This window comes from Caballeronia sp. LjRoot34 (assembly GCF_964253815.1).
Taxonomy (GTDB): domain Bacteria; phylum Pseudomonadota; class Gammaproteobacteria; order Burkholderiales; family Burkholderiaceae; genus Caballeronia.
The window spans coordinates 2,405,509-2,418,864 of record NZ_CAXUSB020000002.1; the positions used below are offsets into that span (position 1 = coordinate 2,405,509).

General features: G+C 59.6%; 10 protein-coding genes. 5 read left to right on the forward strand and 5 right to left on the reverse strand.

Going from position 1 to position 13,356, the window contains the following annotated elements; translation table 11 throughout:
* Positions 1-233: 233 nt before the first annotated feature.
* The 3 genes from ACSQ36_RS30295 to ACSQ36_RS30305 form a co-directional block, all read right to left on the reverse strand.
* Complete coding sequence (locus ACSQ36_RS30295) at positions 234-842, reverse strand: ANTAR domain-containing response regulator (protein WP_213764200.1); 609 nt, start codon at positions 840-842, stop codon at positions 234-236.
* 721 nt (positions 843-1,563) lie between these two features.
* Positions 1,564-2,559, reverse strand: a complete 996-nt coding sequence (locus tag ACSQ36_RS30300; protein ID WP_436184799.1) for a PDR/VanB family oxidoreductase — start codon at positions 2,557-2,559, stop codon at positions 1,564-1,566.
* A 79-nt stretch (positions 2,560-2,638) separates the two neighbouring features.
* Entirely contained in the window at positions 2,639-4,180 is a 1,542-nt protein-coding gene (locus tag ACSQ36_RS30305) for a Rieske 2Fe-2S domain-containing protein (RefSeq protein WP_213764202.1), read from the reverse strand.
* A 253-nt stretch (positions 4,181-4,433) separates the two neighbouring features.
* Here ACSQ36_RS30305 and ACSQ36_RS30310 point away from each other — a divergent pair, with 253 nt between their 5' ends.
* The gene (locus ACSQ36_RS30310; RefSeq protein ID WP_436184800.1) at positions 4,434-5,126 is read left to right on the forward strand and encodes a GntR family transcriptional regulator; all 693 of its coding nucleotides are present in this window, start codon (positions 4,434-4,436) and stop codon (positions 5,124-5,126) included.
* Positions 5,127-5,135: 9 nt separating this feature from the next.
* Here ACSQ36_RS30310 and ACSQ36_RS30315 read toward each other — a convergent pair whose 3' ends face one another.
* On the reverse strand, positions 5,136-6,497 hold the full coding sequence (locus ACSQ36_RS30315) for an MFS transporter (RefSeq protein ID WP_436184801.1): 1,362 nt from the start codon (positions 6,495-6,497) through the stop codon (positions 5,136-5,138).
* Between the two features lie 119 nt (positions 6,498-6,616).
* Positions 6,617-7,468, reverse strand: coding sequence for a class II aldolase/adducin family protein (locus tag ACSQ36_RS30320; protein ID WP_436184802.1), 852 nt, complete (start codon positions 7,466-7,468; stop codon positions 6,617-6,619).
* A 147-nt stretch (positions 7,469-7,615) separates the two neighbouring features.
* On the opposite strand from ACSQ36_RS30320, the gene ACSQ36_RS30325 reads away from it, so the two are divergent.
* The 4 genes from ACSQ36_RS30325 (at position 7,616) to ACSQ36_RS30340 (ending at position 12,919) form a co-directional block, all read left to right on the forward strand.
* Positions 7,616-8,533, forward strand: a complete 918-nt coding sequence (locus tag ACSQ36_RS30325; protein WP_213764206.1) for a LysR substrate-binding domain-containing protein — start codon at positions 7,616-7,618, stop codon at positions 8,531-8,533.
* An 85-nt stretch (positions 8,534-8,618) separates the two neighbouring features.
* Positions 8,619-11,264, forward strand: coding sequence for an aconitate hydratase AcnA (gene acnA, locus ACSQ36_RS30330; protein WP_436184803.1), 2,646 nt, complete (start codon positions 8,619-8,621; stop codon positions 11,262-11,264).
* The gene (locus ACSQ36_RS30335) at positions 11,254-12,147 is read left to right on the forward strand and encodes a GntR family transcriptional regulator (RefSeq protein WP_436184804.1); all 894 of its coding nucleotides are present in this window, start codon (positions 11,254-11,256) and stop codon (positions 12,145-12,147) included. Before acnA ends, ACSQ36_RS30335 begins: the two co-directional genes overlap by 11 nt.
* 37 nt (positions 12,148-12,184) lie before the next feature.
* A complete protein-coding gene (locus ACSQ36_RS30340; protein ID WP_436184805.1) occupies positions 12,185-12,919 on the forward strand; it encodes an ABC transporter substrate-binding protein in 735 nt (244 codons plus the stop codon).
* Positions 12,920-13,356: the final 437 nt, after the last annotated feature.

Genomic DNA, 13,356 nt, shown 5'->3' on the forward strand with positions numbered 1-13,356 from the left:
GAACGCACGGGTGAAACCGCGACCGGTGTGCTCGGCGCAAGGGGACTATCGGCGGACCGACCGTACACTCACGCGCTTTTTGTTTTGCAAGAGCCGTGCCATCGGCAATCGGCAGTGCTGGCCGGTGTCATTGCTGGAAACGGGTGAAGCGGGATCACCAAGCTGGGGTTTATGCGCACATTAGTCGTGCGCTTTACGCTTCATTCTGCACAAAGAAGGAAAGTCGATACACATCAGAAATGCAAACTCTCATGCGCCTTGATGATGATTTCCGCGGTCGCTTCGAGTGACTGCCGCTGCTCCATCGCGCGCGAACGCAACAGCTCGTAGGCGTCCGGTTCAGTCAGCTTGCGTGAGCTCATCAGGATCGATTTGGCGCGCTGGATTTGACGCTGGTCGGCGAATTTTTCCGCGACGCGTTGCGCATAGCGCTCGAGCGCGAGGCGGTTTTTATGCTGATGAAGGGAGACGGCGATCGCAGTCAGTACGCCAAACGAGCGCACCGGCGAAGGCACCGTGCAATAAGCATTCAATTGCATGACCACGTCGATGAAAATCGGATTCTCGTAGCTGACGACCGGGATCACGGGTGGCGCATCCGGGCCCTCGAGCCACGCCGGCTTGCACGCCAGCGCCTCTGGGCGCACCGCTATGAAGACAATATTGGTCTCCGCAGGAAGCACCGCCGGTGCGGGCCAGAAACGGCACACGCGGCAGCCGATACGGCGTAGCTGCGCCAGCAACTCCTCGCCGTCCTGGTCGAGCGGATGGATAGCCACGACCTTCAGCGAGCGAATATCGCGAAGGCCCTGAGGCGTGTTCGGCAAAGGATGGCGTTTCATCGCTACACCTCCTGACGGTTTTCGTCTCGCGCATTGAAGACGAACAACTGCGTCGACCAGTCTCTTGCGAGTGACAATGTTTTCATCTGCGTTCGGCCCGCAGGGAAGGTTCGGTATGAAGTGATCCGGCGATCAGCCGATGCACCTTGGTGAAGCGCGGCGGCGTTGCCGGAGCCCGGTCGCGCCAACGGGCGAAAGCTGTGCCACCGCCCTCGTCCGCTTTTCGCGGCGACTCATACGCGCCGCTAAATCGGGAGCGCCAGCGCTTGATGCTGGCCAAGATACTGGCGCCGTCCGCCTATATAAGCGGACTGTCAGGCACTGACAACCGGCGGACAGGCTTGCGCTCTTGCGTTCACCCTCCGGCTGTTGGCAACTCCCTGCTCGCCTGGATTCGCCGAACCTTCGCTGACGCGTAGTATGCACACGACGTTATTGTCATGCAATATTAATTCCTGCCGTGAAACCTCACAATCACGCCGCAGCGCTTGCCGGTCTTGCGATGTTGGTAATAATAAGGCCACTCCGGTCGGCGCCCGCGGAGAACACACCGGTCGCGATGGAAAGCCGGCAATAGGCGTTTCGGTTCTGTCGCCGTAAGGAAGGCGGGCGTGCATAAGCAATTTATAACGTTATTTTCGCCCGCACCGCGAGATGGAATTCGAGTTCCCGTGTTCTGGGGTTAGCGTTCGGGCTGGTGCCGCCGTGCTTGCATCCCGGCCTAAAGATCCAGCACAAGTTCGCGGCTTGACGCCCTCGATACGCATGTAGTCAGATATTCCTGCTTCTCGTCATCGCCGAGAATGCAGTCGTTGTGCTCGACCTCGCCCGATAAATATCGCACCTTGCATGTGCCGCACAATCCGGCCCGGCACGAAGTTTCAATCGCCACGCCCGCCTCTTCCAACGCATCGGCAATGCTCTGGTCGCCTGACACCGGTATCTGCTGGCCCGTGCTGGCAATCTTCACAATGAACTCGCCCACAGCCGCCGCCACGGTTTCGCTCACGGCTCGTTCGGGCGCCTTGAAATGTTCGAAGTGAACAGTTCCGGGCGTCCAGTGCCCGGTCGCCGCAGCGCACGCTTTCATAAAGCCACCGGGACCGCAGTAATACACGTGCACGCCGGGCGCGGTCTCGTTCAACAAGCGCTTTAAATCCAGTCCCTTCGAAGGATCGCCGTTATCGAAATGAAATTGCAGCTTGCCGCTTGCATGCATGGGTGCAAGTTCGGCCGCGAACGCCGTACAGCTTTCATCCTTCGCGCAGTAGTGCATTTCATAGTCGATGCCCACTTCTTCCAGCCGATGCGCCATCGATTTCAATGGCGTCACGCCAATACCGCCGGCCAGCAGAATGACCTTGCTGGCATCGGCGGCGAGTTCGAAGTTATTGCGCGGATAACTGATGCGCACCTTGTCTTGCACGCGCAATCTGTCGTGCAACGCTTTCGAGCCGCCCCGGCCCGCTTCGTCACGCAGTACCGCGATCACATAGCGATGACGCTCGTTGGGTGAATTGCTCAACGAGTATTGACGGACGAAGCCATCGTTCAAGTGGATATCGATGTGCGCGCCCGCAGTGAACGCGGGTAACGCTTCGCCTGATGGATCGACGAACTCATATGAGTTGATGCCCCTGCCTTCGAAGCGGATCTGGCGCACCATCAACTCAAGAATGCGAGCGTCCGCCGGTTTATCTGAACTTGCCATTACCATTTCCTTGCACGACCTGGCCCGCAGGTCTTTATAAGGGCCGGGCAACTCGCGTTGCCCGGCCCCTTCCTGGAAGATCCTTTCAACCCTTGACCGACGCCTCGAGCGCATCGAACTTTTCACGCACAAACGCGGCCCGCTCTTCGCCCTTCAGCGTCTCGCTATCCGTCAGGATCGCGACGATACGCTTCGTCACAGTGCGGCGATTGGCCACCTCCTGTTCGACGGTCTCGCCTTCGGGGATATCGAACACATTGCCCGAGCAATAACTATTCGGCGCGCCCGCGTTGGCACGGAACCATTCAGCAAAGTTATCCGCCGACGCGGCCGGGTTCGTACCCCGTACCGCATCACGCAGCATCTTGCGGAACAGGAACAAGCCGGCGTCGAACTTCGTCGGATTCTCCAGCGCATGCACGGCGATCGGCCGCTGGCTGATGATGGCTTCGTAATCGCCGGGCGCGTACTGAGCGTCCTTGTAGTTCTCGCGCTCGCGATGGTTCGGCGGAATGGGCGGCAAGTCCTCCAGCTTGTATTTGCCGAAGCGCTCAGGACGACGCATTGCAACTTGCCCTTCAAGGAAGTCGATCGACTCGTAGCCGACCAGCGATTTATCGCAGATGCCGCGCGTATCAATGCCCGGCCCCATCACGCGCCAGCCGATCATCTTGCTGTTTTCATCGTCGACAGGAACGGTCCAGCGAATGATGTGGAAGCGGCTGAACAGCTTCTTCTTCGAACCATCTTCCGACGTGTACGCGTGCAGGCTGAGATTAGGCAGGACCTGATGCTGGACGCGCACGAACAGCCTGTCTTTATCGACCCGGCGTGCCCCCGCGCAGGCAAGACTGCGGCCTTGCTGCACCGGCACGAAATGCATGTCGGGCGCGACTTCCATGGACTTCGCGCCGACTTCGTCGAACGTCGTGCCCTGGTACTTGCCGTTCACCACATTCTTGCCTGCGTGAAGCGCAGTCGGATGGTAGTTGTCCGCGGCATTGTCCTGGACCTGCAGCCAGTTGCAATGCTGGAAGTTGCTGTAGGCCACGAGTTCATCGCCGGGCGCGACGGTGAAGTCACCCTCCCATTCCGGGAACGGCGGCTCCTTGTCGGGCGGCCCCATGTACGCAAACACCAGGCCGTTGCGCTCGACAGCCTTGTACGCGCCCTGCTGGATCGAGCACGCATATTTCTCGGCTTCCTTTTCTTCACCATTCGGAAACGGTACGTGAAGACAGGTGCCGTCCACGTCGAAGACCATGCCGTGATAGCAGCACTTGATGCCGTGCTCCTGGATCGCACCATATTCCAGCGACGCCCCGCGATGCACACAATGCGCATGCAGCACGCCCACGCGACCGCTGCCATCGCGAAACGCGACCAGCTCTTCGCACAGGATCTTCAGGAAGCGCGGGGTATCGGTGAGTTCGATCGACATGCAGACGGGATGCCAGAACGCCCGCATATATTCACCCATCGGCGTGCCGGGGCCTGTCTCGGTCAACTCCGGATCGTGGCCCGGAACCTTGCTGGTGTAATAGCCGCCAAACGGCACCAGCTTCTTCTGTACCACGCCGCCACCTGCACTTTTCTGACCTTCTGCTTTGTCTGACTTGATGTTCATGGGGATCCTCTGCTGGGTTTATCCAATCGTGCCGAGGCGGGTTGTGGTCCGCCTCGCTTGTCTTCGTTCTCTTCATGCTTTAAATTCTGAACTCCGAACTCTGTATACAAAGATACAATTCGCAATGCCGCCCTGTCTCTACAGGTAAACGCTTGGTGCCCTTGGTTTCCGCTATCCAGTCAATCCGTTTGACGCTGTCCGGCACCAGCCTGTAACCTGTTGAACTCAGTATCCAAACTTATCGAGAGCCATCATGGTCGCCAAACTTCTGAAGCTTCAGGCACGTACCGACTATGTCGATGAAGTCTATAAAGTGCTGCTCGACGCCATCAGCGAAGGATCGCTCGCACCGGGAACCCGCATCACGCAGGAAGAAATTGCCGAGCAGCTTGCCGTGTCCCGGTCGCCCGTCTTGCAGGCGCTGCGCCTGCTCAAGAAAGACGGGCTCGTGCAGGACGCGCCGGGGCGCGGACTTCTTGTCACCCCGCTCGATCCCACCTGGATCGCCCATCTCTATGAAATCCGCGGCGCGCTCGATTCCCTCGCCGCGGGTCTTGCGGCGCAACGCGGCGCGAGACTCGATAAAGCGCTGATTACGCAAGGCCGCCGCGCGTCCAAGGGCGACGACGTGAAAGCCATGATCGATACAGACTGGGCTTTTCATTCCGCCATCTACCTCGCATCGGGCAACCCGTTGATTGCGGAAACTGCCCATCTTCACTGGGTTCATCTGCGACGTGTGATGGGCGCCGTGCTGCAATCGTCGGCTCAACGCAAATCCATCTGGGATGAACACGCGGCGATTGCCGAGGCTATCGCCGCAGGCGACGCGCGCCGTGCCTCGGAACTCACCGACCTCCACACCAGCCGCGCTCGTGAGAACCTGGTACGACGGCTGGGTGAAGTGTTGGGCGAAGAAGTCGAGGACGCGGCGCATCAGTCTTGAGGAACCTTCTTAAGCACGCGTCTGCACGCCGCTTTCCATCACATGCTCAGTGTTCTTCAACGCTTCTCGCTTGCGGCTGTTCACGAGCTTTGCGGGCACTGTGAACACGAGTGCGCTGCCAATGATCAAGCTCACCGCGAGCCCCAACACGCCGTTTCCTGTCGATCCCGTCGCGGTCTGGATCAACCCGATCACATAGGGGCTGACCACACCCGAGATGCTGCCTACCGAGTTGGCAACAGCCAGCCCGGCCGCTGCGGCCGCACCTCCTAGAATGGCTGGCGGCAGGACCCAGAACTGGGAGATCGTGGTCATCACGCCCATCGTGCCGACGGTCAGTGCAATCATTGCAATCGGCGTGGAATGCGCATAAGAGACGCTGAAATACAGCCCCAACGCCCCCACAATACCCGGCAACGCAAGGTGCCAGCGGCGCTCGCCGCGAGCATCCGAACTGTGGCTGACGAGCAGCATGGTGACGGCCGCCGCGGCATAGGGAATGGCGCTCAGCAGGCCGATGTCCAGCGGATCGGCCACGCCACTCGCCTTGATCAGCGTAGGCAGCCAGAAGCTCACGCCGTAGAGGCCCATCGTGAAGAAGAAATAGATCAGGCTGAGCAGCAAGACCTTCGGATGCAGCAGACCATCCTTCACGGAATGCAGCACGTGCGCCGAACGTTCCTCAATCAATGCGCTTTCAAGGAAGGCTCGTTGTGGTACGGAGAGCCACTTGGCATCGCTGACTTTGTCGTCGAGATAAACCAGCGCGATCAGTCCGAGAATCGCCGTCGGAATTCCTTCGAGCACGAACAGCCATTGCCATCCGGCAAGCCCATGAGCGCCGCCCATGTGGTTCATGATCCAGCCGGACAGCGGACCGCCGACTACTCCCGACATGGGGATACCGGTCATAAACAACGCCGTCACCTTGCTGCGTCGTGACGAGGGGAACCAGTACGTGAGATAGAACAGGATTGCTGGAATGAAACCCGCTTCCGCCACGCCGAGCAGGAAGCGCACGATGTAGAAACTCGTTGGCGTGGTGACGAACATCATGCCGGCAGAGATGATGCCCCACGTGATCATGATCCGCGCGATCCAGCGCCGGGCGCCCACTTTCAACAACAGCAAGTTGCTGGGCACTTCGAACAACAGGTAGCCGACGAAGAACACGCCCGCGCCTGCGCCATAGACGGCATCGCTGAAATTGAGGTCCTTGAGCATTTGCAGCTTGGCAAACGCCACGTTGATGCGGTCCAGATAAGCGCACAAATAACATAGGAACAGGAACGGTAATAGTCGCCACGTAATCCTGGAAAACGTGGACGCTTCGTCGCGTTTGCTGAATGCGGCCGGACTAGCTGGATTCATGTCTTGTCTCCTGGGGACGGATAAAACGGGACGCCAGCCCTCTCTTGACGGTGGCTGTGTCGTCCCTGCCTAAAGCGATACGGGCTGCGTGAACTACGTTTCAAGCATGGCGCGATCGATCAGTCGAACATGTCGGGCTGTTTGGCAATGAGGTCATTCCAGATCGTCTGGAAATGCAGCCAGCCGATGTATTCGCTACCCACATGCTCGCGGCTATAGCGGGCGCGTTCCGGCGTGACGAGCCTCGGCGCAACGCCGGTTGCGTCGATCAACAATTGCTGCTGGCAGCACCGTTCCAGCGCGATAAACCAGAACGCGGCGGACTCTATGCTGTGACGGCTCGCCGTCAGCAAACCGTGATTCTGGTGAATAGCCGCTTTCACGCCCTTGAACGCATTCGCGACTTTGTGGCCCGCCTTCACTTCAACCGCGACCTGGCCGGCTTCGTCGCCGATCACCACGTGGTCTTCGAAAAATGCAGCGGCATCCTGCGTGATCGGCTCGAGCTTTTTGCCGAGTGCCGCGAACGCGGTGCCATATACCGTGTGCGCATGGCACATCGCCACAATGTCCTGATGCATTTCGTGAACGGCTGCGTGCAACACGAAACCCGCCCGATTGATCGCATGATTGCCTTCGACCACGCGGCCTTCGTGATCCGCGCAAATCAGGTTCGACACCTTCACTTGCGAGAAGTGAATGGCCATCGGATTCGTCCAATACAAGCCGGGGTCTTCCGGATCGCGCACGGTCAGGTGACCGGCAAAGCCATAATCGAAGCCCTGTTGCGCGAATGCCCTGCACGCTCCGACCAGGCGTTCCTTCAAGTGCTGCCGTTGCGCCGCCGCGTTCGCGAACGTGGGCAACTCCGGAAAGATCAGCTCTTCCTGCTCCGGCTGATAGATCGATACCTTGCCGTCCTTCACCAGCTTTTCCGGCGCGTCGGGACGCGCTTCCATGACAGCTGCCATTTGTTTATCTCCTGTAGAACAAGTGGGATTGTTTTCAGGGCTTAATGGTCGTCCGCGTGACCCTCATTGACAAACGATGACTGTTCATAGAAAGATGAACAGGATTCATGCATTGACGAAAAACATTCCAACGGAGACGGCACGCGCATGCGACGGATACCGAATTTCGTGCTGCTGCGCGCTTTCGAAGCGGCTGCGCGACTTGAAAGCTTCACGCTGGCAGCGGAGGAATTGCATCTGTCGCAGTCCGCGATCAGTCATCAGGTCAAGGAACTGGAGACGTATTTCGGCTTGCCTTTATTTCATCGACGCAACCGGCGCGTTGAAACCACGGCCGAAGGCAGAAGGCTTTTCGACAGCCTCGGGCGCGTATTCGATGTAATCGAGGCCGCGTGCAGCGAAGTCGCTTTATCGCCCCAGGCACAGGTATTGGCCGTTCATTGCGCACCGAGTCTTGCGGTGAAATGGCTCGGTCCGCGCCTGCCTAAATTCATGCAGGCACATCCCGACATCACGATCCGGCTGTCATCGGGCGCGGAGCCGATCGACCTTACGCGCGTGCATGAAGTCGATATCGCCATCTCTTACGGCATGGCGGTCGAGCGTCCCGGTCTGCACGTGTACCCGCTAGGCGCGGAGCGGATCGTGCCAATGTGCTCACCCGCCATGTTGCGCGAAGGGGTTTCTCTCGAGCAACAGATTGTCGACTTCACGCTGATCGATTCGCAACTCAGCAGAGTGACCTGGCGAGACTGGTTCACGCTGAACGGACTGGCATTCCCGAACAAGCCTCGCCCTTCGTTTGATCGCGGAGCACTGGCCATATCGGCCGCGGTCGACGGCATGGGTATCGCGCTGGAAACCACTCGTCTCGCCGAACGGGAATTCGCGCGCGGGGAACTGATCGAGTTCGGCGAAGGACACTTCAAACCCTTCCTGCGCGAGACGCATTTCCTGTCGTACCGAACGAACGAACGCAACCTCGACAAGGTCAAGTTGTTCAGGCTCTGGCTCGCCGACATAGCGGGAATGACTGCGCAGTGGCAAGCCGATACCGCGTTGTAAGCAACTCTCGCCACGAATGTGGTTTCATTCCGCGCCCTCATTCCTGATATTGCATTTCTAAATATAAAAATGCAAAATAGGGCGCATGGAAAACACCCGCAGTTTTATCTCTGATGCGCGGTTGGCGGCCGGTAACGCGTCTCTTCGTTTTGTCGACCTGCCGGGCATATTCGGGGAAACGCTCTACCGGCTGCCGGTCGTACTGCGCCTGTTGCTCGAGAACGTGATTCGAAATACGAGTGGCGATGAGCGTCGGCTTGCGGTCGAGGGCATCGTCAAATGGCTGGAAAGTGGCACGAGCGAAGTTGAGATCGCTTTCCAGCCTGATCGCGTGCTGATGCACGACACGACCAGTACACCGGCGCTGGTCGATATCGCCGCCATGCGCGACGCGCTGGCCGAAGCCGGGGCAGATCCGGGCGCGCTCAATCCCGTTCTTCCTGTCGATGCCTCGGTCGATCACTCCCTGGCAGTCGAGTATTTCGCCCGGCCTGACGCCGCGCCAATGAATCTGCAACAGGAACTTCGCCGCAACGCGGAGCGCTACCGCTTCCTGCGCTGGGCATCGCGGGCATTGAGCGGAGTACGCATCCATCCACCCGGCACCGGGATCATGCACACCATCAACCTGGAGCAACTGGCGACCGTCGTATCGGTCCAGGAACGCGACGGTGAGTCTTGGGCTGTCCCAGACACGCTGATCGGTACGGACAGCCACACGCCCATGATTAACGGCATTGGCGTGCTTGGTTGGGGCGTGGGCGGCCTCGAAGCGCAGACCGTGATGTTCGGCATGCCGGTCATGCAGCGCATTCCGGACGTGGTGGGTGTGCGCCTGACGGGTGCGCTCAAGCCTGGGGCGCTTGCTACCGACCTGGCGCTGACGGTGACGCAACGGCTGCGAGAGATTGGTGTTGCCGGCGAATTCGTCGAGTTTTTCGGTCCGGGCGTCGCCACGCTGACTGCTGGTGAACGCTCGGTCGTGGCGAACATGGCGCCGGAATACGGCGCTTCCACGGGTTTTTTCCCCGTCGATCAATCCACGCTCGATTACCTGCGCGCGACCAATCGCAGCGCGGCTGCAATCGCGCTCGTCGAAGTGTTCACCAAGCGGGCGGGTCTGTGGTTCGATCCTTCTGCCGAGCCGGTTTTCACGCGCACCATCGAGATCGACCTGAACGCGATCGGCATGCATGTCGCCGGTCCGCGGCGCCCCCAGGATCTGCTCGATTTCTCTGCCACATCGGCGGCACTCGAAACGTTAGCGTTCGTGCCTGAGGCCAATGTGCCCGGCATGCCGAAGCACTCTGTCGCAATCGCTGCCATCACGAGTTGCACGAACACGTCGGACCCGGCCTTGCTCATCGCTGCCGGGCTCGTGGCCCGCAAAGCGCGCGCGCTGGGCCTAAAGGTGCCGGGCTGGATCAAGACCTCGCTTGGGCCCGGCTCGCCCGCAGCGGCGTTGTATCTGGAGCGCGCCGGGCTGATTGACGATCTGTCGGCACTGGGTTTCGATATCGTAGGTTACGGCTGCACCACGTGCATCGGCAACTCGGGCCAGCTCACCGAACCCGTGAAAGCCGCGCTTGCCGCCAAGGCAATTTATCCGGTCGCCATGTTGTCCGGGAACCGGAATTTCCCCGGCCGCATTCATCCCGATCTGGATATCGGCTTCATCATGTCGCCGCCGCTGGTCGTTGCATTTGCGCTGTCGGGCGACGCGCAAGCTGATCTCAGCCGCGACCCTCTGCAGACCACACCGGACGGCACACCAGTCTTCCTGAGCGATCTATGGCCTACGCGAGAAGAGATCGCGACGCTGCTTGAACAGGCGGCGGAACCGGCCGACTATCCGCGCGCGTTCGCGATCGCCAGCGCGAATCCCGCGTGGCATGGCATTGATGCTCCCACCACCGCGCAGTTCCCGTGGGATCCGCAATCGAACGCGCTAAGGCGTCCGCCGTTCGCAGCCGTGACCGAAGGCACGCAGTTGGGAACGTACAGCGCCTACCCATTGCTCGTCCTCGGCGACGACATCACGACCGACCATATCTCGCCTGCCAGCGCCATCCCGAAGGACAGCTTCGTTGCGGACTTCCTCGTTGTCCGTGGCGATGACCGCGACGACCTGAACGTCTTCGCGTCGCGTCGCGGCAACTGGGAAGTCATGATCCGCGCGGCGTTCTATAACAAGTCGCTGGTCAACCTCCTGCAACCCGGCGCGCCGGTCGCCCATACGCTGCACGTTCCGAGCGGCGACATCAAGCCGATTCACGAAGTCGCCGCGCGGTATCGAGCACAAGGCGATGCGGTCGTGCTCATCGCAGGCGAACGATACGGCACGGGTTCTTCCCGCGACTGGGCGGCAAAAGGCCAGCGCCTGCTTGGAATTCGCGCCGTGCTGGCGGCAAGCTTTGAACGGATTCACCGGTCGAACCTGATCGGCATGGGCATCTTGCCGCTTCGATGGCCGGCGGGTATCAACCCCGCCACGCTGAACATCCAGCCCGGCGACAAGGTGGAAGTGACCGCGCCGCCCGATACCCTCGCGCCGCGTTGCAGGGTCGATGTAAAGATCGTGCGCGCGGATACAAGCGTCGAATCATTCGTCGTCACCGCTGCGGTCGAAACGCAACTGGAAGTCACATTACTGCGCTGTGGCGGCGTCATTCCGCTTATCTTGCAGAAGACCCTGGCGGCTCAAAGCGAAAAAGAGAAGCATGAACGATAGATCGATAGCCGCCCAAATCGTCGAGTGGATCAGGACCGAAGAGATGGAAGTGGGCAGTCATCTGCCCGCGCAAAGAATAGCGGACATTCTTCGGCTGTCCCGCTCGCCGGTCAACGAAGCCCTCTCGCTGCTGCATGAAAAGGGCGTGTTGAGCCGCGAGCGCAATCGCGGATTTTTCGTGGCAGACCCTGCGATTGAATTAGTGACGGAAACCGCCAGTGCGACCGGTTTGAGCGACCCGGACGCGGTCACGAGCGCGTATTTCCGCATAGCCGATGACCGCCTGAAAGGTGCGTTGCCCGACGAGGTGTCGGAGCAAATGCTGAAGACCCGTTACGGCCTCACGGCGACGCAGCTCACGGCCGTTCTGGGGCGCATCGCGCAGGAAGGCTGGGCCGAGCGCAAACCTGGATATGGGTGGCAATTCTCGACCATGCTGACGACGCCCGACAGCTTGATGAAATCGTACCGCTTGCGTCTGGCGCTCGAACCGGCGGCGCTTCTTGAGCCTGGTTACCGGCTGGAGCCCAAGGTACTCGAGCGCTGCCGTGCGGCGGAACGGCATCTCCTCGACGGCGGTATCGAGACGGACACAGCGGATCAGTTGCACGATCGCGGCGTCCGCTTTCACGAATCGCTGGTCGAGGCGTCCGGCAACGCGTTTTTTATCGACACGATCAAGCGCGTGAACCGCGTACGCCGACTGCTTTCATATAGATCGATGCAGCACCGCGGGCGGTACAAGAAACATTGCAAGCAGCATCTGCATATCCTGGCGCTGCTTGAGAAGGAATGTAACGAAGAAGCCTCCGAGGCGCTGCGCGAACATCTTCAACACACGCTCGACGCACTTTCGCGCATCGGCGACATTCTCAAACCCTAGGTTCGGTTTACGCCAACCTTCCATTGTTCAAGACTCCATGACAACCGACTCATCCGTGCTGTCCGCTTTCGCGCCCACCGGCACGCTGCGCGCGTCCATCAACCTGGGCAATCCGATTCTCGCCAACAAGGATGCCGTCACCGGCGAGCCGGCCGGTGTTTCTATCGACCTGGCGAGGGAACTCGGCAAGCGGCTGGGTCTATACGTGGATCTCGTGGTCTTTGATACCGCCGGAAAATCGGTTGAAGCAGTCAGCGACGAACGCGCGGATATCGGGTTCTTTGCAATCGATCCGGCGCGAGGAGCAAGCATTGCGTTCACTGCGCCGTATGTGCTGATCGAAGGCTTTTATATGGTCCGCAGCGACTCTGCAATACAGCACAACAGCGAGGTCGATAGCGCCAATACGCGCGTCGCGGTCGGTAAAGGCAGCGCTTATGATCTGTTTCTATCGCGGGAACTGAAGCACGCACAGATCGTTCGCGCGCCTTCGTCGCCCACCGTGGTACAGACGTTTCTCGAACAGGAGCTGGAGGTCGCAGCAGGCGTAAAACAACAACTCGAAAGCGATGCCGCCAGAACGCCGGGCCTTCGATTGCTCGATCAACGCTTCATGGTGATCCAGCAAGCAATGGGGTTGCCGAAGAGCCGTGGTAATGCCGCGGCTGACTATCTCCGGCGTTTCGTGGAAGAGATGAAAGTCTCGGGCTTCGTTGCGGACTCGTTGCAGCGGCACAAGATCAACGGTGCATCGGTGGCACCCGCGTCCTGATCATGTGCGTGTGGCTGTCCACGCATCAACGCGGCCAAGCACGCGAAGATATGGCGATTCAATCACGCGCATGCACCTCTCAACAAAGCCACGGCCGAACGCGACAAGTTTTCCTTTCACGGAATATCATGGTTGCAGTTGACGATTAAAAAATGGGTCAATTATTTAATCTGGCTTCCTAACTTATTATTCAATCCCCTTCCCGGCTGAGCACGGCATCTGATAGGGGCAACAATGCCGCAATCCTAGGTCGAAAAAATTTCGAAAGGAAGAACACTTCTGACGATCATGATCTGCATGCCCGATACCCTGTTTTCCCTTGCTACGCGATCACTCTCGCCCAGCGTCAGGCCACATCAATAAACGCGTGTCTAGTGCTGTTTTCCCGGGCGATCCGAATATCGGCCGCCGATCGGCAGGACTGCTCTTCCCAACGC